The sequence below is a fragment of the Enterococcus sp. FZMF genome, from assembly GCF_030263915.1.
Taxonomy (GTDB): domain Bacteria; phylum Bacillota; class Bacilli; order Lactobacillales; family Enterococcaceae; genus Enterococcus_D; species Enterococcus_D casseliflavus.
Genome location: NZ_CP127160.1, coordinates 3,320,743 through 3,342,623 on the forward strand (window position 1 = coordinate 3,320,743; position 21,881 = coordinate 3,342,623).

Here is a 21,881-nt window from a genome sequence, read left to right on the forward strand (position 1 = left end):
TCACTTGATCACTACTAGACATAGCAAGACAAAAAAGCGACGTTTCTATGGATGCCGATTGCTCGACCATAGAAACGCCGCTGCCGTTATTGGCTCGACTTAAACTTGTTGCAAGACACGTGCTTGTCCCTCTTTGACATTGAGGGTGATCGATCCTTTGGAAGCACCAATCGTCACTTTGTCACCTAAATGAATTTGTCCTGATAGGAGTGCTTCACTTAAACGGTCTTCGACTTCTTTTTGCAATGCTCGACGAATCGGCCGTGCCCCATATTCTGGATCAAAACCAGCTTTACCGATCACATCGATGGCAGATGGTGTGATCTTCAATTGGATGTCTTGGTTGCTTAACCGTTTGATGATCGCTTTGCTCATAATCTTCACGATTTCGTGGATCTCCCCTTCACCTAAGGATTGGAAGACCACTGTTTCATCCACACGGTTCAAGAACTCTGGACGGAAGGCTTTTTTCAGCTCTTCTAAGATCCGTTTTTGCATCGCTTGGTGATCTTTCGTTAAATCAGTGACATTGAATCCAACGCTTTTTTCTTCGCGGATTTGTTGGGCACCGATATTAGAAGTCATGATCAAAATCGTGTTGCGGAAATCGACCTTCCGACCTTTGGCATCCGTCAAATGTCCATCATCCAGCACTTGCAAGAGGATATTGAAGACATCGGGATGGGCTTTTTCCACCTCGTCCAATAAGATGACGGAGTAAGGTTTTGAACGGATTTTTTCCGTCAATTGCCCACCTTCGTCATAGCCGACATAGCCTGGCGGTGAACCGATCAAACGGCTCGTGCTGTATTTTTCCATAAATTCGGACATATCGACACGAACCAAGGCATCTTCACTGCCAAACATCGCTTCTGCTAAGGCTTTAGCAAGCTCGGTTTTCCCGACACCGGTCGGGCCTAAGAACATGAAGGAACCAATTGGGCGGTTGGGGTCTTTCAACCCACTGCGGGCGCGGCGGATCGAACGAGCGACTGCTTTGACCGCTTCTTCTTGGCCAACTACCCGTTGATGCAAGATCTTTTCAAGATCCAACAAGCGTTCGCTTTCTTTTTTCTCCATCTGTTGCAAAGGTACACCAGTCCATTGGGAAACGACCGTAGCAACATCTTCTGCAGTAACACTATCTGCATAGCCTGACGCTTCTTTGACTTCCATAAACGCCACTTCCGTCAATTGTTGGGTCAATTTCTTTTCCTTGATTCGCAGACGAGCTGCTGCTTCAAAATCTTGCTGGCGAATGGCTGCTTCTTTTTCTTCGATCAAGTTAGCGATCTCGTTTTGTAGATCTGCCAATTCCGAACTTTCATCGGTTTTGTCTAGACGCACTTTGGCTGCTGATTCATCCATCAAATCGATGGCTTTATCTGGTAATTGGCGCGAATTGATGTAACGTACGGACAATTGCACAGCGGCGTGTAACGCATCATCAGAAATTTCCACCCCATGATGTTCTTCATAACGAGGACGCAAGCCCCGCAAAATTTCTTCCGCTTCTTCTGGTGTTGGTTCGTCGACTTGCACTCGGGCAAAACGGCGTTCTAACGCAGAATCTTTTTCAATGTATTTTTGATACTCATCTAATGTCGTGGCACCGATGGTTTGCAATTCTCCACGGGCTAAGGCTGGTTTCAGAATATTCGAGGCATCAATCGCCCCTTCGGCTCCGCCGGCCCCAATCAGTGTATGCAATTCATCAATGAATAAGATGATTTGACCGTCTTGATAGATCTCATCGATGATTTTTTTCATTCGGTCCTCAAATTCTCCACGGTATTTCGTTCCAGCAACTAAAGCCCCCATGTCCAGCATCATCAAACGTTTGTTTTGCATGTCTTCTGGGACTTCCCCATTGATGATTTTTTGGGCTAAGCCTTCGGCGATCGCGGTTTTCCCAACACCAGGTTCCCCAACGAGAACAGGGTTGTTTTTGGTCCGACGGCTAAGGATCTGGATCAGCCGTTTGACTTCTTTGGCACGACCGACAACAGGATCTAGCCGTTTTTCACGGGCTAATTTGGTCAAATCACGGGCTAAGGAATCCAAGGTCGGTGTTCCTTGCTGCGCTTTGGCTTGGGCTGGACGACGACGACCAGCACTTCCGTTGGTTTTGCTTTCATTGAAGCCCATTTTTTTCTTCAAAAGCTGACGCATTTTCGCGAGACTCAAGCCGAGATTCAGCATGATTCGTGAAGCCAAAATGTCTTCGTCTCTTAATAAGCCTAATAATAGATGTTCGGTACCGATCTGTGGTGCCCCTAAACGCTTGGCTTCATCCCCTGCATAAGCAAATGTATGTTTTGCTCGTGGTGAATACGCGAGATAGGCGTTTTCTGGGTATTGACGAACGGTGCCGTACCCTGTTAAATGTTCGATTTCTTCACGAATATCGTTTTCTGTGATATTCATTTCCCGTAACGTTTTGCCAGCGATCCCGTTTTGTTCAATGACCAGTGCCAATAGAATATGTTCAGAACCTACCGCTTGGTGCTTAAAGTATTTTGCTTCTTCTTGGGCGATAGCCAAAACGGCTTTCGCGCGTTGGGTGAATAATTCATCCATCTCTTTCACTTCCTGTCTTCGTAACTTAATCGTTCTAGAATTGCATGGAGCAAATCAGCTCGTGTTCTATTTTCATAAGGAGAACGTCCTAGAACTGATTTCGCGATGACGGTCAACAATAAATTGCCTTCTCGCTTGGACAGGATTCCTTCCTCATAAAGTTTCTGGATTATTGCATACGCATCTTTTTCCGAGATGGTTTCATCGAATAGTTGATTCATTTCTTTTAAATAGTGGTGGCTGTCAGTAATTTTGACTTTCTCGATCCGAATATAGCCGCCCCCGCCGCGTTTACTTTCAACCGCATAGCCTCTTTGAACGGTAAAGCGGGTATTGATCACGTAATTTATTTGTGAGGGCACGCAGTTGAACAAATTTGCCATTTCTGCGCGACGAATCTCAATGGTTTCACTGTCTTCAAGAATTTTCTTCAAATATGCTTCAATCAAATCGGAAGTGTTGTGATGACTCAATTCATTCCCTCCCTTGACTAATTCTGACCTTCATTATACCCAATTTTTGAATCCTTGGAAAGATGTACGCTTGCACAAAAGGAAGGTCTAAAGGAAATTTTAAAGACACTTATCCCTCACTTCAGCTTTTTTAGCTACAAAAAGAAACAAGCAACTCATCGGGGAACAAAAAGAAAATTCTTTGGTCCCCGAAGGCTGCTTGGTTAAAATATTGGGTTTTAGCTAGTTTCTAATCACTTTCGGAACTGCTTTCGCTCGTAGCCGTTGAATCAGAGGAGTCATCTGAACTACTGCTTGGCGTCGATGAGGACGAATCATCTGGTTCAGGTCCTCTAGAGATTGTGACCGTTACAGTAGAGCCAACTTCGACGGAGGTTCCAGCACCTGGAGAGACACGGACAACATGTCCAGCTGGCACCGAATCATTATAGCCGTCCTCTTCCTCAAAAGTTGAGTCTAATCCTGCTTCATTCAAGTCTGCTTCTGCATCGGCTTGGCTTTTGCCAACGATTCTCGGTACATTGACCATTTCCTGCCCACTGCTGACCGTCAAAGTGATGGTCGTTTGTGAAGTCACCACTGTTTCACCTGTTGCTGGTGCTTGAGCGATGATCGTGCCTGATGGTTGACTGCTGGATTGATAGTTTACTTCGATCTGTGATCGGTCGACACCGCGAGAAGTTAATGCTGCTCGTGCATCTGCCTCTGTCATGCCATAATAGTTGTCCATTGCGAAGCTATCTGGTCCGGAGCTGACCTTAAAGGTGATTTCGTCTTCTGCTGGGGAAACTTCCCGCCCTGCTGCTGGTGATTGACTGATAATATCCCCTTCATCGACATCATCTGACGACTCTAGCTCTTCTTTGATTCTGTCTTCATCAAAGCCCAAATCGATCAACTCTTTTTTGACATCATCAAAGGAGCGACCTTCATAGTCATCAAGAGTGATTTTCTTGGTTCCGCTGCTGATATAAAGAGTCACGACGGAATTCTTTTTGACTTCATTGCCTTCTGGCGGATCGGTCTTGACGACATTGCCTGCTTCGACTTCATCGTCTTCAATTTCTTCTACCTCGTCTGCCACTTGCAAACCAGCAGCTTCCAGCTCGGCACGGGCAGCTGCTTCTGTCTGGCCACTGACTTCAGGAATTGCCACATCTCCCCGACCACCGCCGAATAGGAAGTAACTGCCTATGCCTAGCAGTGCGATCACCATAATGATGGGCAGCAGCAGCCACCGTTTGCGTTTTTTCTTTTTCGGCTGCGCTGGTTCTTCAGCTTGATCCGCAACCTTATCTTCTACGGGTTCTTCTACTGGCGGCGTTTCGACTTGGGCTGCTTCCACAGGAGTCAGCACTCTCGTTTCATCCATCAGGGCATGAGGTTCCCATCTCGGTTCATTGAGTCGGTCAGGAGACAACACGGTATCAAGGTCCGCTCGCATTTCATCGGCAGTTTTGTACCGATCCGCCGGTTCTTTGGCGGTCGCCTTCAATACGACGTTTTCCAGCGATTGCGGAACATTTTTGTCATAGATCCGAATCGAAGGGATCTCATCTTGGAAATGTTTCAAGGCGATCGTTACGGCTGATTCGCCATCAAAGGGTACTTTGCCCGTTAAAATTTCATAGAGGATAATCCCAATCGCATAAATATCTGATTGATTGGTCGCCATACTGCCTCGTGCTTGTTCTGGTGAAAGATAATGCACCGAGCCTAGCATCGAGTTGGTTTGGGTGATCGATGTTTCTGATAAGGCGATCGCGATCCCAAAATCGGTGATTTTCACCACGCCGTCTTCATTGATCAGCACATTCTGGGGCTTTAGGTCCCGGTGAATGATGCGGTGCTGATGGGCCAATGCCACCGCTGATAAAATTTGTTGGATGATATCAACGATCTGCAAATAAGGTACGGGATAGTGCGTTTGGATATAGCGCTTGAGATCCATCCCTTTGACATATTCCATCACCAAAAACTGCATGCCGTCTTCTTCGCCGACATCATAAACGGTTACGATGTTTGGATGAACCAGCTCAGTCGCCGCCAAGGCTTCTCGTTGAAAGCGCCGAATCGCACTTTGGTCGTTTTGGAAGTCAAAACGAAGCACTTTGATTGCCACTTCACGGTCTAAGATCAAGTCATGCGCCAAAAACACATTTGCCATTCCGCCGCTGCCGATATTGCCGATGATTTTGTATCGGCCGTTTATCTTCTTCCCAATTTCGATCATGGGCGCTCTCCTCCAACTTTAATCAATAATACCGTGATATTGTCGACACCACCGCGTTCGTTGGCTTGATCGATCAATGATTGCACTGCTTCTTCCAGCACAGGGTTTTCTTGGATCGTTGCTGTGATCTCTTCATCTGAGACCATGTTGGTCAATCCATCTGAACACAGCAGCAAATAATCCCCGTCTGCAATAAAGTGGATCGCCACATCGACTTCGACTTCGCTTGGCATACCGATCGAGCGGGTCAAAACGTTTTTGCGAGGATGATTCAAGGCCATTTCTGCCGTGATTTGTCCCGACTTCACCAATTCATTGACCAGTGAATGGTCCTCTGTGATTTGAGTCAGCACTTGATTGCGTAAAAGATAGGCACGGCTGTCCCCGACATTGGCGATCGTAAACTGGTCGCCTAATAAGGCCACAGCAATGATCGTGGTGCCCATGCCGCTAAGTTCTTCTTGTTCTTGTCCTTTTTGGAAAATCACTTGGCTTTCCGCTTGGATTTTTTGGATCAGCCATTGGGCAGTTTTTTCACTGTCTGTCAGCTCTGTCTGTTCCCAAGCGGTGCCGATCTCACTGACTGCTTGACGGCTAGCGACATCTCCGGCCCGGTGGCCCCCCATGCCATCGGCAAGCAAGGCCAATGTCACATTGGCTTTATTTACATAGGTTGCTGCAAAATCTTGGTTTGTGTTGCGACGTTTGCCGACATCTGTTTGAAAACGAATCTCCAATTTCTTTCACCTCGTTACTTTTTGCGTAGACAACTGATAAAAAAGCCATCTGTCATAAAATCTTGCGGATAGATCGTCAACATATCCTCTTGAACCGCTTCGGCTGCCAGCGGTCCTACCGCAAGAGGCATTTGCTCAAATTCAGGATGGTCAGCGAGAAACGCTGCCACGACTTGTTGATTTTCTTCCTCTAGAATCGTGCATGTGCTGTAGACCATTATACCCGATTTTTTCAAGGTTGGGGCGGCACTTTCCAAAATCTCTCGCTGAATCTGCGGCAAGCGTTGGAAATCGGCTTCCGTCTTGCTGTATTTGATGTCCGGCTTACGGCGCATCAACCCTAATCCAGAACAAGGGGCATCCACTAAGATGCGATCAAATTGTTCGGGTGCAAAGGTTTGAGCCGTCTCCCGCGCATCCATCACGCGGGTCTCCACAACTGCTTCGACGCCTAAACGTTGGGCATTTTGCTGAATCAGCTTAACCTTATGGGCATGGATATCCAGTGCTGTCACTTTGCCGCCCTCTGCGGCAGACAAGAAGGCAGCGATATGGGTCGTTTTGCCTCCTGGTGCTGCGCAGGCATCCAGTACTTGATGGTCTCGGGCTACTTGTAAAACGGGGGCAACCAGCATCGAACTTTCATCTTGGATCGTCAGTAAACCTTCTTTGTAAAGGGACGAGCCCGCCATAAAGCCTTTGTCAGCCACAACCCCATAGGGGGAAAGCTCACTTGGTCGTGCGTCGATGCCTTCTTCTTGCAGCCGTTCGATCGCTGCTGCTTGCGAGATGCGCTGCAGATCGATACGACCACTGGCATGATTGGGTTCAAATAGGGCATAGCCCAGCTCACTGGTTTCTTCGATCCCAATTTGTTTGACTAGTTTCTTCGTTAGCCACAGGGGCAAACTGATTTCCGTTGCTAAACGTTCCATTGGGTCTTTGATCAATGCCAAGTCTGGCACTCCTTGTCGTTGGATCGTGCGCAGGACGCCATTGACGAATTTTCCAGTTCCCGGATTGCCTTTGGCTTTCGCAATATCCACGGCTTCATGAATGATGGCATGGGCGGGTACTTTATCGAGATACAGCATCTGATACAAGGAAAGCCGCAGCAGCGTTTTGACCCACGGGTCAACTTTGCGGGCATTTTTAATAAACCGATCCAAATAATAATCCAATAAAAGCTGACGACTGATGGTGCCGTACACCAATTCAGTCAATAAGCGACCGTCTTTGTCATTTAAACGCGCTTGATTCATCAATTCCCGCAGCAGTAGATTGGAATAAGCGCCGCCTTTTTCGATTCGCAACAACGCTTCTAGTGCCACAAAACGCACTGTATATTGTATGTCTCCAAGATTACGCTTCATAGGTACCTACCTGATCCCCTTTTTGAATCTGTTGTCCACTGCCGTTTAAGAATGCAGCAATGTCTTGTCTGCCTTTTCCAGCTGGCTGCAATTCATCGATAGCCAATACCGTGCCTTCCCCACAAGCGATCAGCAACGTCTTTTTCGTCCGTTCAATGATCGTTCCTGGCTGGGCTGTCGTCGTTTGCTCCAGCGGTGTTACTTGCCAAAGTTTCCAGCGGTTGCCATTTTGTGTCGTAAAGGCGATCGGCCATGGTCGCATGCCTCGGACTTGGGCATCGATTTGCACCGCCGTTTTCTGCCAGTCGATGGCTTCTTGTTCACGGCTGATATTTGGTGAAAAGGTGACTTTTGCTTCTTCTTGCGGGACAGGCTGCAGCTCTCCCGACAAGATTTTCGGCACAGTTTCCAGCAGCAAGTCTTTGCCTAATAGGCTCAACTTATCAAACATCGTCCCCACATCATCTTGGGCCGTGATCGGCAAACGAGCTTGAGCAAAAATACCGCCAGCATCCATTTTTTTGATCATTTCCATGATGGTTACACCCGTTTCTTGCTCCCCTTCCATAATGGCATAATGCACAGGTGCTCCGCCACGGTATTTCGGCAGTAGGGACGCATGAACGTTGATAGCGCCATGCTTTGGTACTTCTAGTAACGCACTAGGTAAAAATTGGCCGAAAGCTGCCGTGATCAGCAGGTCAGGTGCTAAAGCTTGAATCTGCTCCATTTCTGGTGACCCACTGATTTTTTCTGGTTGTAAAACCAACAAGCCATGCTTCATCGCCGCTTCTTTAACGGGGGTCGGAGTGATGGTTTTTTTGCGACCGACGGGACGATCCGGCTGGGTCACGACTGCTGCCACTTCATAGCCAGCTTCAAGCAAGCCTTCTAAAATTGGGACGGAAAACGCCGGGGTACCCATAAAGACGATTTTAGTCATTTTCATGTTCCTCCATATACTTTTCTAAGTCTTCTTCAGGAATGCGTTCGACGAGCTTGTCGACAAACAGCACGCCATTTAAATGATCGATCTCATGCTGCATCGCACGCGCCAAGTAGCCGAATGCTTCCACTTCCATTTCCTCTCCTTCTCGGTCGAAATAGCGGACAGTGATCTCGTCTGCTCGTTTGACGGTCCCAAAGGTGTGGGGAATACTCAAGCAGCCTTCCACATCAAGGGATTCACCAGAAGAAGCGATGATCTCAGGGTTGATCATTTCAAAGCGGTCGTCTTCTTCGACTTCCACGATCGCCACTTGCAGGTTTTTGCCGACTTGTGGTGCGGCAATACCGATCCCGTCGTGAGCGACCATCGTTTCATAAAGGTCGTCTAGTAGCTGAACGAGCTCATCGGTAATTACTTTGACGGGTTTTGCTTGCCGACGAAGACGTTCATCGGGGGTGATAATAATAGGATAACGCATATTTTCTCCTCTAAATAAAATTCAACGGCTCTTGGTCAATCGACACGTACAATCCTTTGCGCTGATCGATTTGACTTTGATCCAACAGACGGGTCAACAAAGCAGGTAGCTGCGGTTCATTTTTGTATTTAATGATCAATTGGTAGTAATAACGGTTTTTCACCCGCAAAATCGCACTGGGTGCCGGCCCCAACAAAATACTCTGCGGTGACAGCTCCTGCTGCAGATCCCGCGCGATCGCAAACATCTTCTGAGCTGCGACTTGCTCTTCGGGATGACTGCAGGTGATTTTGACGGTGAAATAATACGGTGGATAGCCGCTTTGGTGCCGCATCCACATCTCTTTTTGATAGAAATCTTCGTAATCTTGCGACTGCGCCAATTGGATGGCGTAGTGCTCAGGGTTGAATGTTTGGATCACCACTTCGCCGGTTTTTTCCGCCCGACCTGCTCGACCACTGACCTGAGTCAACAGCTGGAACGTCCGTTCACTTGAACGAAAATCTGGCAAATTCAAAGCGGTATCGGCATTCAAGACCCCTACCAGTGTGATATCAGGGAAATCCAAGCCTTTGGCGATCATTTGAGTCCCTAACAAAATATCCGCTTTTTTCTCCCCAAACAAGGTCAAGATTTTTTCATGGGCGCCTTTTTTGCGGGTGGTATCGACATCCATCCGTAAGACCCGCGCTTCAGGAAACAGTTCTTTCAACTCTTCTTCCACTTTTTGCGTGCCCGTTCCGTAATACCGAATCTTGTCTGCATTGCAGTTGGGGCAACGATGGGGGATGTGTTCTTCATGTCCGCAATAATGACAGCGCATCGTTTTGGTATCCATATGCAGCGTCAAGGAGATGTCGCAATTTGGGCAAGGCAAAACATACCCACAATCGCGGCACATCACGAAGGAAGAGTAGCCGCGCCGATTCAGCAGCAAGACGATCTGTTCTTTGCGGGCCAAGCGGTCTGTGATTTTTTCCTGTAACGGACGAGAAAAGGTTTGATACTTTTTGTTGGCAAATTCGGTACGCATATCCACGACTTCGATCTGCGGTAATTGCGCACTGGTTTTTGCCCGCTGATTCAATTTCAATAAGCGGTAGACTTCTTTTTGCGCCCGAGCACGAGATTCCAATGACGGCGTCGCACTGCCTAACACCACTGGACAGTGATGGTACTGGCTGCGCCAAATCGCTAAATCTCTCGCATGGTAACGAGGGGCTTCATCTTGCTTGTAGGAGGCTTCGTGCTCCTCATCGACGATGATGACCCCGATGTTTTTCAACGGAGCAAAAATCGCCGAGCGGGCGCCAACCACCACCTGCGCCTCCCCACGTTCGATCTTACGCCATTCATCGTATTTTTCACCTTGGGACAAGCCGCTGTGTAAAACAGCCACTGCGTCGCCGAGACGGCTTTTAAAGCGTTCGACCATTTGCGGAGTCAACGCGATCTCTGGCACGAGCATGATCGCGGTTTTGCCTTGTTTCAGCAATTGGGCGATCGCTTGCAGGTAGACTTCTGTTTTTCCACTGCCGGTGATCCCTTCCAGTAAAAAAGTCTGTGCCTCTTGGTTATCCGCACAAGCAGTGATTTGCGCTACTGCAGCTGCCTGTTCTTCATTTAATTCAAGCGGGACCGTTTTTTGAAATTGACGGTCTTTGTAAGGATCACGGTAGGCTTCAACTTCCGTAAAGGTCAGCCAACCAGCTTCTTGCGCTTGGTTCAAAGCCGCGGTGGAAATCCCTTGTTCGGTAAAAAAGGAAACCGGCAAGCGGGCTTCCTCTGTCAAAATCTGTAAGATTTCCAGCTTGCGTTTGGCTCCTTTGCGCAGCTGTTGCTGGACGGCGGGGATTTCTGCTGGATCGATCTTGCGTTCAATGTAACGGGTCATTTTCGCTTTGTTTTTATTTTTCACGAGATACTGCAATTCAACTACTGCGGCTTCCCGCAAAGGCTTCAACTGCGGCAACAGCCCTGCACTTTCGGCGTCTTGCCAGCTGAGGATGCCGTTTTCGGGAAAATATTCTTTGATGGGATGATTTCCTTCCAGCAAAACGATCTGCTTTTGGTACTCGGCTTTCATCACACTAGGCAGCATCGTCTGCAAGCAAGTGATCTTAAAGGCAAAGGTCGTTTCCTTCATGTAGTCGGCTAATTGGAGAAGTTCTTCATTGACGACAGGCGACAAATCCAACAAACGAACGATTGGTTTTAAGGTCTGCTGCGGTTCGGCAACTTCTGAAAGGCCGACGACGAACCCTTGGATATGGCGGTCGCCCTTGCCAAATGGCACTTCGACCCGCATCCCTGTCTCAATGGCGGCTTGTAATTCTGATGGGATCAGATAGGTAAAAGGCTGATCGGTCTGCATCGTGGGAACATCCACGATCACTTCTGCTATGTACGCCATTTCTTCTCCTCCTTTTAGGTTCTATTTTACTAAATGGGTGGGGGTTTGTCTGTACCCCTTACAAAAATTTAACCATCATCATTCAAAAGAAAAAGCCAGAACACAGGCGTGCTCTAGCTTGCTTTTGTCTATAGCTTTTGTTCGTCGCGGATACGCGCTTCTAATTCTTTTTGTTCTTGGTCTTTTTGCGCTTTGCGCTCTTCTTGTTCCATTTTCAAGCGGGCACGCTTGATTTCTGGATGCGGATCATTAACGACTAATTCCGCTTCGATTTCTTCAAGTGCTTGACCCACGCTTTTCACTGAATCAAAGTTTTCTAGTGTTGCTTGCGCACCGGCATCAAGTTCATGCGCCCGTTTGCTTGCTAAGATCACTAATGAATATTTTGAATTGACACGATCCAACAAAGAATCGATTGAAGGTTTTAACATCATATTTCTTACAGCTCCTCTAACATTTTGATATAGGTTCCGATCACTCGGTCAACGCGAAAATGTTCACTCGAAATAATTTCGCGAATTCGTTGGACTGCCTTAGGTACTTCATCATTGACAACGGCATAATCATACAAAGCCATCATTTCGATTTCTTCACGGGCGACACGCATCCGTTCATCGATCACTTCGGCAGAGTCGGTTCCTCTTCCTGTAATACGAGAGCGTAATTCTGCCAGATCAGGTGGCGTCAGAAAAATAAACACACCATCGGGAACTTTGTCTTTTACTTGTTTTGCCCCTTGCACTTCGATCTCTAAAAACACATCTTTTCCTTGATCCAGTGTCTGTTGGACATAAGATAATGGGGTTCCATAATAATTGCCGACATATTCGGCGTATTCCAGCATTTCACCGGCTTCGATCAAGGCTTCAAATTCTTCACGCGTGCGGAAATAGTAATCGACCCCTTCCACTTCCCCCTCGCGTTTTTGACGAGTGGTCATTGAAACGGAATATTGAAAATCGTTGTCGTCACTCTCAAAAATTGCTTTGCGCACGGTCCCTTTCCCTACTCCGGAAGGTCCTGATAAAACTATAAGTAATCCTCGCTCTGACATAATGACGTCCTTTCACTGACATTTGCTTAACGTCTATTTTGCACTTTTTTTCAGCAACTTTCAAGAACTACTTTATTATAATGGGAATTTCATGAAATTGCTAGTCTACACTTCGGCCGCTTTCTTAAAAGCCCATGTTGCTTAAGGTATTGATGACCCCTGCCAATTCGTCTTTAGCGGTGATCGCTTTTTCAGTAGGATCCGTCACTTCTTGGCAATCGATACGTACGATGTACCGACGATTTAAAGAAACAGCTACGCCATCAACTAATAGATGGAGAAAATCTGGCTCGATGGCTACGCAAGCATCTTCCCACGCAGAGAAATTCTCTTTGTCAGAAGGAATACTGCGCTTGATGACATTTTTTCCGCTTAGTTCGTGAAAGGTGATATCGTAATATTTCATTGGTTCATTCCTCCTACTCGATGTTTTGAACTTGTTCTCTGATTTTTTCAATGATCGTCTTCATTTGGACGACACTGTTTTTGATTTGGATCGGACTTGATTTTGAGCCAATCGTATTGACTTCTCGGTTCATCTCTTGGATCAAGAAATCCAGCTCTCGACCTATCGGTGTCTCAGCTGCCAGCAGCTCCGTCATCGTCGTTAAATGGATACTTAAACGATCCAGTTCTTCGTGGATATCGCCGCGTTCTAATAAAATCGCCAACTCTGTCAGTAAACGATCGCGATCGACTTCTTCCCCTAAATAAGCAGTCAGTTTCTTTTCAAAGCGCTCTTGGTAGTCCGCCTCATAGAGGCCCACGAATTGTTTGAGTTCTGTCAGCTTTTCCTGCAGCTGTCGCTGGTTTTCTTGCAAGATCTGCAAAATACCTTGCCCTTCCACCCAGCGGCTTTGATCGATCGCTGCCAGCGCTTGATCTAATGCTTCCATCACGCCATCGGCCAAGGTGCTTTCTTCTGGCTCTTGATCAGAGATCGTTAGAAAGGCCTCATGGAGCAGGAATTGTTCCAGCAATGCTGCTTTGGGCAGCTCTGCTAGGTCAAAACGGTCTTTGGCTTCGGTATCGATCTCCTGCATGAAACGTTCCAGCAAGTCCCATTGGATCTCGATCTGTTTCGTATTTGTGGTTTTTTCTTTTAACGTCACATACAATTCGATTCGTCCTCGCTGGAGGGTCTGCTTGATCGACTGCCGTAAAGCACCTTCAAGAGGATTCAATTGTTTGGGCATTCGCAGCTGCAGGTCCAAAAAGCGCTGATTGACACTTTTGATCTCAATTTCGATCTGCACATCTGGCGTTTCTGCACTGCCTTTGCCAAAACCAGTCATACTTTTCATTTGATCACTCCTCACCGTTTTGCTTTCTTACATGGAAAGCAGGGCTTTTTTAAGTTCTGCGAATTCTTCATTGGATAAGGTCACGCCTTTGCCCATCTTCTCGTGCTCTGGGCCCCAATCTCTCAGATCAAATTTTGGCGGACGCCCATTCCAGCTCACCAAATTCAATTCTTTGCGCCAGCCTCTTTGATTTTCCGAAAGCACGGCGATCTCTTCAACGATTTCATACGAAAATTTATCCATTTTCTGCTCCTTTCAAAAGATAGTGACTATACGCTGCCATTAAAGCAGTCAGCGGGTAACGCCGACGAATCTGCTGAAGGACGGGCAGATTCAATTGCTGCGTCCGATAAAAAAAGAAAAAGCGGTTTTGCTCGGACAAGACAAAAAAACGGTCGCGATAATAGCTCAGCCACTCGGTGATCGACCAGGCATCGGCTTCTTCCACTGCCTTTAGCGCAATTTTTTCAGCTAAAGCCGTTAGCATCGTTTCCTGCTCATAAATCACTGTAGGCGCTAGATACAATACTTTCGCGGTACACTCTATCAGTATACGCCCCCACTGCTCAAATGGCACATCCTGTTGATAGAATTTACGCATTTTTTTCCAAAATTCTTTTTTCTTTAGTTCCTGATAAAGCAGCGGGTCTGTCTGGCGCAGCTCTTTCAAAAAGCCCCGCCATAACGGCTGAAAATCAACCGTCTTTTCAAAGGTATACCAATGGCCTTGGTATTTGCCGAACACTTTCAAGGTTTCCAAATAGCCTAAGGTCATATTATCCAGCGAACGCTGGGCATCAAAAACCAAAAAGCTGCCTAAGGACCAAGGAGACCCCAACGAAAGCTGCGCAGTTTCTTCCGTCACAACCGTCCTTTTATTGATGCCAGGTCCTTGGACATCCACGGTGATACATTCCGTTGCCCCTTGCTGGACAGCGACATCGATGGGCAGGTTGTTGCGATAGCCGCCATCGATGTAATAAGCGTCATTAATTTTTTGCGCCTGCATCGCTGGATAAAATGAAGCGGATGCCAACAACCAATGCAGATTTTCCTCTACTGCGGATGGATCAAAGGCATAAACCGTCTCCTTGAAATCGGGCAGACGAGTCGTACAGATCAGCAAACGACAAGCAGTTTGGCTGAATTTTTCTTGATCAAAGGTCTTTTGCAAAAGCTTTGCCAAGGGTTCGGTACTGGCACCGTTGCTTTTGACCGCTTCGCGGACCAGCGAATTGGCTTGATTCATCAAATCTCGCAGTGTTTGGGCACGTACCGAAGCAAGCGGATAGTGCAATACTTGCTCGTTAGAGATATTTGCCCATAAATCGACGGCCGCTTCCACATCGTTCATTAAAATCAAGGCGCCATTCAAGGCACCGACGGAAGTTCCCGTGATCCATTCAAAGGTGATGCCCCGTTCTTGCAGCGCTTGCCAAACACCGATTTGATACGCCCCGTGAGCACCGCCACCGCCTAAAACCAGCGCCGTCTGATAAGCTAGCGCTCTTTGATACCCTTGAGGGATCACCTGATACCCTTGCTGGATAAACCACTCAGCCAAGGGGGTTCGATGAGGAAGTTGCCACGAGACAGCTGCTACAAAACGACTGCGGGCAAAGCTTTCTGTCACGGCTAGCAGTTGTTTCCAAGTAAAATCGGCGGCTGCTTCCACCAGCAGATTGGTGATAGTCAGTGTCTTTTGGTCAAAATCAAACTGCCCAGCAAGGTAAAAACGTCCGTAACGGCTCTCGATCTGCCAGCCCTGCTGCGCTATATCGGCTAGAAAGGCTCGTCGCGCTTTTGAATGCGACTCAAAAAAGGAAAAGACGAGTCGGCTTTCTTGAAATCCTGCCCTTTGTGCAAGAAAATCGATCGAAGTCAGTTTTTTCACTTTCATCAAGACGCCTCCTCAAGCAAAAAAGAATAGACGAATGACACGCCAGCTGCCGTACCACTCGAGCTATTCTTTTGATTAAAATGTTCGTTGTGCCATGTTGAATGCCGCCAGCATCTCATCCGTTGCTTCGTCGACAGGCGTTACAGATTCCAGATCACCTTGGATCACACGACGGGTGACACCGCCCATTTCGCCACAGGTGATCAGCGTGATCATTTTACGGCCTTCCACTTCGTCAAGCAAATAGACATCGGTCGGGTCGACCCGCACAGAAGAAGTCGCGGTATACGTGTAAATATTTTCCAGATCGGTCACATAGATAGCCGCTCCGATGGCGACATCATCCAATGGCGTAAACAAAAGCTCTGGCGATTGAGCGCGATGGCTGGCTAGTGCGTAATTGCCTTCCCCCATTTTTTGGGTGGGACTTAACGTACCAGCACCATACAGCAAGGCCTCGTTGGCCAAGCCTTTAAAAATCGGCAGATTGATCCCCACACTAGGAACCACCACGCCGCCGATCACTGGCAAGGCTTTGTTGCTCAGCTGCGCCCGTAAGACTGCTTCTGAACTCGCCGGCTCCACGGCATCAAAATCAAAGGTCGCTTCCGCTTCCATATTTTTTTCCACATCACTGCGATCAATGGTGCCGACTGCGTATGCTTCACCTGTTTGTTTAATAAAATAATTTTTGATTTGATTATTAAAAATCAATGCTAAACCAATCAATAACAGCAAAAGCAAAAAGAGATTGCTCAGCCAATTCGAAAGTCTGCGTTTCTTTTTTCTCATAGGTTTTCGTCTCCATTAGTTTCTTCTTTTATCATACCAAAATCCTCATAAAGACGCCAATTTTGGCCAGTTTTTTTACGAAAAGACAAGATTTGCCTTTTTTTGTCGAAAAAGGGAACTTAAAAATTGTTTTTTCTGTTATTTTGTAATATAACTTTAAACGAAAAGATACAAGCAATTTTCAGCGCTTTGTTGTAGAATGAACTTAGTATATAGGAGGGATCGATCGGCATGTCTAACACGATTTACGTACATATTGATACAACCAGCAATGCCGTCTTGACCCGCGGGCTTGCCCCCCAAGATTTTAACAAGAGCATCGTCCATCAGCCCAAGAATTTGCTCTTGCTTGATCCTTCCAGTGATTTCGGCGAATTCGACGGTCATACAGGCTTAAAAGTGATACGCGGAATGGAAGACGTCCAACTGTTTTTTCAGCAGATCAACAAAGGTCGTGTTGCCGAAGAAATGAAGTGGATCGATTTTAATGATTACGAGATGGTCAAAGAATTGACGCCTTTAGAGATCTCCGAGTTGTTATATTTTGGCCACATGAAGACACACCTCCACTCCCCTTTCTTTTACAAACTGCAAAATAACTTTGTTTTCTTTGACTTAAAAGATGCACGTTCCCGCGTTTATTATCGCTATTTAGATGAATATTATCGGATTTTGGCGGATCGGATCACCCGCATCGTCTTAGAAAAAATCAATGATCGCCTCTCTTTTTTTAAAAAAGCAACGCCGGTGGAAAAGCTCGATTTTAATTTGCTGAAAGAATTGCGGGGAATCATGCAAGAAGGCATCGTCTTTTGTCTGACACAAGAACAATTGATCGACAGAACCTATACGATCCCGATCTATCTGTCAGAAGATGCTGGCTTAAAAAACACGCTGGTCAATCAAAAAGAGCTGGATCAAATCGCTGTTTTACGCTATTCAGCCAGCAAAAAAAGCTGGTCGTTGGAAATCGACCAAGAAGATCTAGCGTTTGGCTTTATCGACAAAAAAATGTCTTGATGCTTCTCTTTCTCAAAGAGCATCAAGACATTTTTTGATGGTTCCATTTCTAAAACTAAGCTTTCGGGACAAATAATTTCGGGGCTGCCTTGACTAAGAGACCTAGGACGACCCCTACATAAACGATATTGATAATGACCGATGATCCATTAAAGATCAAGGAATACAGATACGGACTTTGTCCTGGCGGTGCGTACATTCCCCAGACAAAGACCCCAGCCCAATAATGCCAAAACCAACGGCTGATCACCGCCACGATGCCCCCTAAGACGACATACCACGTAACGGTTTTGCTGTTTTGACGGATCGCTTGCTGGATTTTATTAGCAAACAAGCCGCCCATCCCGCCAAAAGCAAAGGCAAAGGGGTATTCAAAGATGATCTGTGGAACGGTGATAAAGTTACGCATGGCGCTACCAATCAAAATATTCAGCAAGCCCCACATAAATCCAGCTGTCATTCCCGGCAGCACTCCGCGACGATACGAATACAAGACCAAGGGCACGAGACCTAGAGACAAGTCGATACTGGAATTGGCTGTCTGGATCGGGATATACGACAAGACGACCCCAATTGCAGCGATCATCGTTCCTTCCGTCCACACCTGCAGCGACATTTTTCGTTTCAAAAAAAACTCCTCCTTTAGAATCATCACAATTCACAAAGGAGAAGTGTTGGACACTTCAACTCGTCACAATTCCTACGTTCGCATGATCGAAACAGGTACGAAGGGTTTAGAGTACTCTCATTCTCAGCCTTTGCAGACTCCCCTTTGTGATTAGATTCTATTTTATTTTTTGCTTGCATTTCGCAAGTCACTTTCAAGAATACCATAAATTGGTGAAAAGAAACATGACTGCGATCGTTTTTTCTAAAAACATCCTGAAACTCCTCAGAAAAAAACAGCCAATGAGCGGCTAAAGACCGACCATTGGCTGTTGTTCTCATGCATATGAGACACGATTAAATTGATAATTTTGATTCAAACAGTGGACTGACTGGTTTGTTCTCATGGATTCGTTTGATCGCTTCGCCCATCAAGGCACCGACACTGATCTCATCGATTTTTTTCGACTTGCGGTCTTCTGGCAAGTGAATCGAATCTGTCACAACTAGATGCTCAATGGCAGAATCTTCGATCCGTTCCAAGGCAGGTCCTGACAAGACAGGGTGGGTACATGAGGCGTACACACTTTTAGCACCTGCTTGTTTCAACGCATTCGCAGCCAATGTGATGGTACCAGCAGTATCGATCATATCGTCGATCAAGACACAAGTTTTGCCTTCAACATGACCAATGATATTCATGACTTCTGCTACGTTGGCTTTCGGACGACGTTTGTCGATGATCGCGATTGGTGACTTAAGAAACTCAGCTAATTTACGGGCACGAGTCACGCCCCCGTGGTCTGGTGAAACGACGACGACGTCATCGCCTTGAATGCCTCTTTCCAAGAAGTAGTTGGCGATCAATGGTGCACCCATCAAGTGGTCAACTGGGATATCAAAGAACCCTTGAATCTGTGAGGCATGCAAATCCAGTGTAACCATGCGGTTCGCACCGGCTTTTTCGATCATGTTTGCTACAAGTTTTGCGGTGATTGGTTCTCTTGATCGCGCTTTGCGGTCTTGTCTTGCATAACCATAATAAGGCATTACTACATTGATCGTCTTCGCACTGGCGCGCTTCAAAGCATCGATCATGATCAGCAATTCCATTAAGTTATCGTTTACAGGGCTGCTGGTTGATTGAATCACGTAGACGTGGGCACCACGAATACTTTCTTCAATATTCACTTGGATTTCACCATCGCTAAATTGTTTGACTGAACACTTACCTAATTCAACACCTACTGCAGCTGCGATTTTTTCCGCCAAAGGACGATTTGAGTTCAGAGAAAAAATCTTCAATCTTGGATCAAAATAATGATTTGACATGAGAACCTCCACTTTCTTTGCGTTCATCTAGAAAAAAATGACTCCTTTTACTAGAATCTTCTTCCTAATAAATAGTAGTCATTTTTCCTTAAGAAATCAAGTCATTTCGCTATTTCTAATTTAGATAAGGCAACTTTTTCGCGTAATCCGCTTTATTTTCCTGACGGGCGCGGGCAATCGCCATACTGTGTTTAGGAATATCTTTGGTGATCGTTGAGCCAGCAGCGATCATCGTTTCCTCTTCGATGGTCAATGGCGCAACTAGATTGGAGCCAGAGCCGATAAAGCAATTGTCGCCGACAGTCGTTTTGAATTTGCTCTTGCCGTCATAATTAACAAAGACTACGCCGCAACCGACATTGATGTTTTTGCCTAAGGTCGCATCGCCAACATAAGACAAGTGTCCGACTTTGGTGCCTTCACCAATCGTCGCATTTTTGACCTCCACAAAGTTCCCGATATGGGCATGGGCCAAAATTTCCGCATGGGGACGAAGATGGGCATTGGGACCGACATCGGCGCCATCATGAATGATGCTCTCCTCGATCGTCGATGCCTTGATCGTCACTTGGTTGCCGATCTTGCTGTCTTCTATTTCAGAAGCTGCCGTAATGACACAGTCTTCTCCGATCGTCGTCTTCCCTTTGATGGTGACACCGGCTTCGATCAGGGTATCTGAGCCGATCACAACACCTTCGTCGATATAAGTCGTCGCCGGATCGATCAAGGTCACGCCATTTTGCATGTGCTGACGATTGATCCGCTGACGCATCAAGCGATTGGCTTCGGCTAAGGCGATGCGGTCATTGACTCCTAATGATTCATGAAAATCTTCGGTTTGATAAGCAGCGATGATTTTGCCGTCTTCCTTTAAGATCTCGATGATATCAGTCAAGTAGTACTCCCCTTGGGCATTGTCCGTATCTAATTTTGCCAAGGCGTCAAATAACAATTCATTGTCGAAGCAATACGTCCCTGTATTGATTTCTTGGATCAGCGCTTCTTCGATCGACGCATCTTTTTGCTCAACGATTTTCTCCACGATACCGACACGATCCCGCACGATTCGGCCATAGCCTGTTGGGTCTGCCGCTTGCGCCGTTAAGATCGTCGCCGACGCATTTTTCCCTTGGTGGTAATCGAACAAGTTATTCAAGGTTTCCGTCGTCAATAACGGTGTATCCCCACTGATCACTAAGGTCGTCCCTTTTTTGCCTTTTAAAAACGATTCGGCTTGAACGACGGCATGGCCCGTACCCAATTGTTCGGCTTGTAAGGCATAGTTGGTGCGATCCCCCAGTTGCTCTTTGACCATTTCTGCCCCGTGACCGACGATCGTCACGATCTCTTCAGGATTGGTTTCCACCACTCGATTCATGATGTGCTCCACCATTGGTTTGCCACAAACAGGATGTAACACTTTATATAACTTCGATTTCATGCGCGTGCCTTTTCCAGCCGCTAAAATTATTGCAAAACGTGCGTCCACGTATTCCACTCCTATCAATCTGAACGATTTTTGTTCATTGAATTTCCTATAAACAGTTTAGCCCAAGTACTTGTAAATTTCAACGATTTAAGGAATCCCCACCTAGACCAATCAAAAAAAGACTGGCGGCCGCCGTTTAAAAAACAGCTGCTTGCGCCAGTCTAAGAGCCACAAAAATCAGGCTTTTTTCTCAAAGTAATTTCCCGGTACTACCGAGATCGTTTTGGTCTGGGTATCGACATCTTCAACATACAGCAGAGAACTGTAATCGCTGATGGCCCGCTTGCCTTTGAATTTCGTTTCGGCAAAAACCGTAATACCGACTAATTCGGCTTCAAATTCTTCAATCAAGCTCTTCATCCCATTGACCGTGCCGCCGCCTTTCATAAAGTCATCGACCACCAATACTCTAGAGCCGCGCTTTAAGCTGCGCTTGGATAATTCCATTTTTTCGATGCGCTCTGAAGAACCAGAGACATAATTGACACTCACGGTCGAGCCTTCAGTGATCTTGGAATCACGACGCACGATCACGAAGGGAACATTCAAGTAGTAAGAGACTGCTTGAGCGATCGGCACTCCTTTAGTAGCAACGGTCATCACCGCATCGATTTGTTCGCCTAAATATTTGGAAGCGATGATGCGGCCGACTTGGCGCAGCAATTCCGGTTCGCCTAATAAGTCAGATAGATAAACATAGCCGCCAGGCAACAAACGGTCTTGCTCAGACAAGCGTTCTGCCAGCCCTTCGACGTACGCATACGCTTCTTCTTCAGAAATTTCAGGCACAAAAAAAACACCGCCAGCAGCGCCTGGCACGGTATCAAGAATGCCTGTTCCTCGTTCTTTAAAGGTCTTTTTGATAATAGATAAATCTTCGCTAATCGATGATTTTGCAGAGGCATATCGTTTAGAAAAGAAGGACAATGAAATCAATTCATGGGGATGATTCAACAAGTAATGTGTCATATCGATCAGTCGTTCACTTCGACGTATTTTCACACCGGACAACTCCTTTAGTTTATTCGCCTTATTATAAGGCTTTTTCGGGATAAATGCGAGCATTATCTAAAATATTGCTTATATTGTTCGGTTTTGATTAGAGTTTAAAAAAAAGAAACGAAAATTCTTCGTTTCTTTTTCATAAA

20 protein-coding genes and 1 riboswitch are annotated in these 21,881 nt (G+C 46.5%); of the genes, 1 reads left to right on the plus strand and 19 read right to left on the minus strand.

Going from position 1 to position 21,881, the window contains the following annotated elements; translation table 11 throughout:
- Positions 1–99: 99 nt before the first annotated feature.
- The 15 genes from QN079_RS16175 to QN079_RS16245 form a co-directional block, all read right to left on the minus strand.
- On the minus strand, positions 100–2,580 hold the full coding sequence (locus QN079_RS16175) for an ATP-dependent Clp protease ATP-binding subunit (protein WP_010748867.1): 2,481 nt from the start codon (positions 2,578–2,580) through the stop codon (positions 100–102).
- A 5-nt stretch (positions 2,581–2,585) separates the two neighbouring features.
- Positions 2,586–3,053 carry a CtsR family transcriptional regulator gene (locus QN079_RS16180; RefSeq protein WP_289230155.1) on the minus strand — a complete coding sequence of 156 codons (468 nt, stop codon included), beginning with the start codon at positions 3,051–3,053 and terminating at the stop codon, positions 2,586–2,588.
- A 229-nt stretch (positions 3,054–3,282) separates the two neighbouring features.
- Positions 3,283–5,286 (minus strand): Stk1 family PASTA domain-containing Ser/Thr kinase, encoded by a 2,004-nt coding sequence (pknB, locus tag QN079_RS16185; protein ID WP_289230156.1) that lies wholly within the window; start codon positions 5,284–5,286, stop codon positions 3,283–3,285.
- Complete coding sequence (locus QN079_RS16190) at positions 5,283–6,023, minus strand: Stp1/IreP family PP2C-type Ser/Thr phosphatase (RefSeq protein ID WP_074536310.1); 741 nt, start codon at positions 6,021–6,023, stop codon at positions 5,283–5,285. Before QN079_RS16190 ends, pknB begins: the two co-directional genes overlap by 4 nt.
- Positions 6,024–6,037: 14 nt before the next feature.
- Positions 6,038–7,396: a 16S rRNA (cytosine(967)-C(5))-methyltransferase RsmB gene (rsmB, locus tag QN079_RS16195; protein WP_289230157.1), complete on the minus strand. Its 1,359-nt coding sequence runs from the start codon at positions 7,394–7,396 to the stop codon at positions 6,038–6,040.
- Entirely contained in the window at positions 7,386–8,339 is a 954-nt protein-coding gene (gene fmt / locus QN079_RS16200) for a methionyl-tRNA formyltransferase (RefSeq protein WP_010748863.1), read from the minus strand. The genes rsmB and fmt overlap by 11 nt, the downstream gene beginning before the upstream one ends.
- The gene (gene def / locus QN079_RS16205; RefSeq protein WP_005230314.1) at positions 8,332–8,823 is read right to left on the minus strand and encodes a peptide deformylase; all 492 of its coding nucleotides are present in this window, start codon (positions 8,821–8,823) and stop codon (positions 8,332–8,334) included. The genes fmt and def overlap by 8 nt, the downstream gene beginning before the upstream one ends.
- Positions 8,824–8,833: 10 nt before the next feature.
- A complete protein-coding gene (priA, locus tag QN079_RS16210) occupies positions 8,834–11,236 on the minus strand; it encodes a primosomal protein N' (RefSeq protein WP_087626668.1) in 2,403 nt (800 codons plus the stop codon).
- Positions 11,237–11,364: 128 nt separating this feature from the next.
- Positions 11,365–11,670 (minus strand): DNA-directed RNA polymerase subunit omega, encoded by a 306-nt coding sequence (gene rpoZ / locus QN079_RS16215; protein WP_005232977.1) that lies wholly within the window; start codon positions 11,668–11,670, stop codon positions 11,365–11,367.
- Between the two features lie 5 nt (positions 11,671–11,675).
- The gene (gene gmk, locus QN079_RS16220; RefSeq protein WP_005230308.1) at positions 11,676–12,290 is read right to left on the minus strand and encodes a guanylate kinase; all 615 of its coding nucleotides are present in this window, start codon (positions 12,288–12,290) and stop codon (positions 11,676–11,678) included.
- 124 nt (positions 12,291–12,414) lie between these two features.
- The gene (locus QN079_RS16225) at positions 12,415–12,696 is read right to left on the minus strand and encodes a hypothetical protein (RefSeq protein WP_005230307.1); all 282 of its coding nucleotides are present in this window, start codon (positions 12,694–12,696) and stop codon (positions 12,415–12,417) included.
- 13 nt (positions 12,697–12,709) lie between these two features.
- Positions 12,710–13,594 carry a YicC/YloC family endoribonuclease gene (locus QN079_RS16230; RefSeq protein ID WP_159161238.1) on the minus strand — a complete coding sequence of 295 codons (885 nt, stop codon included), beginning with the start codon at positions 13,592–13,594 and terminating at the stop codon, positions 12,710–12,712.
- A 27-nt stretch (positions 13,595–13,621) separates the two neighbouring features.
- Positions 13,622–13,837 (minus strand): YdbC family protein, encoded by a 216-nt coding sequence (locus QN079_RS16235; RefSeq protein WP_005230288.1) that lies wholly within the window; start codon positions 13,835–13,837, stop codon positions 13,622–13,624.
- Positions 13,830–15,494 (minus strand): patatin-like phospholipase family protein, encoded by a 1,665-nt coding sequence (locus QN079_RS16240; protein ID WP_289230158.1) that lies wholly within the window; start codon positions 15,492–15,494, stop codon positions 13,830–13,832. Before QN079_RS16240 ends, QN079_RS16235 begins: the two co-directional genes overlap by 8 nt.
- A 75-nt stretch (positions 15,495–15,569) precedes the next feature.
- Entirely contained in the window at positions 15,570–16,286 is a 717-nt protein-coding gene (locus QN079_RS16245; RefSeq protein ID WP_289230159.1) for a class A sortase, read from the minus strand.
- A 231-nt stretch (positions 16,287–16,517) separates the two neighbouring features.
- Here QN079_RS16245 and QN079_RS16250 point away from each other — a divergent pair, with 231 nt between their 5' ends.
- Positions 16,518–17,306, plus strand: a complete 789-nt coding sequence (locus tag QN079_RS16250; RefSeq protein WP_005230281.1) for a hypothetical protein — start codon at positions 16,518–16,520, stop codon at positions 17,304–17,306.
- Positions 17,307–17,361: 55 nt separating this feature from the next.
- On the opposite strand, the gene thiT is transcribed toward QN079_RS16250, so the two are convergent.
- The 4 genes from thiT to purR all read right to left on the minus strand — a co-directional run bounded on the left by thiT (position 17,362) and on the right by purR (position 21,735).
- Positions 17,362–17,934 (minus strand): energy-coupled thiamine transporter ThiT, encoded by a 573-nt coding sequence (gene thiT / locus QN079_RS16255; protein WP_015510621.1) that lies wholly within the window; start codon positions 17,932–17,934, stop codon positions 17,362–17,364.
- Positions 17,935–17,986: 52 nt separating this feature from the next.
- Positions 17,987–18,088, minus strand: a riboswitch (TPP riboswitch).
- Positions 18,089–18,269: 181 nt separating this feature from the next.
- Positions 18,270–19,244 carry a ribose-phosphate diphosphokinase gene (locus QN079_RS16260; protein WP_005230276.1) on the minus strand — a complete coding sequence of 325 codons (975 nt, stop codon included), beginning with the start codon at positions 19,242–19,244 and terminating at the stop codon, positions 18,270–18,272.
- Positions 19,245–19,359: 115 nt separating this feature from the next.
- The gene (glmU, locus tag QN079_RS16265) at positions 19,360–20,733 is read right to left on the minus strand and encodes a bifunctional UDP-N-acetylglucosamine diphosphorylase/glucosamine-1-phosphate N-acetyltransferase GlmU (protein ID WP_005230274.1); all 1,374 of its coding nucleotides are present in this window, start codon (positions 20,731–20,733) and stop codon (positions 19,360–19,362) included.
- A gap of 177 nt (positions 20,734–20,910) precedes the next feature.
- Positions 20,911–21,735, minus strand: a complete 825-nt coding sequence (gene purR, locus QN079_RS16270) for a pur operon repressor (protein WP_005230273.1) — start codon at positions 21,733–21,735, stop codon at positions 20,911–20,913.
- Positions 21,736–21,881 lie beyond the last annotated feature (146 nt).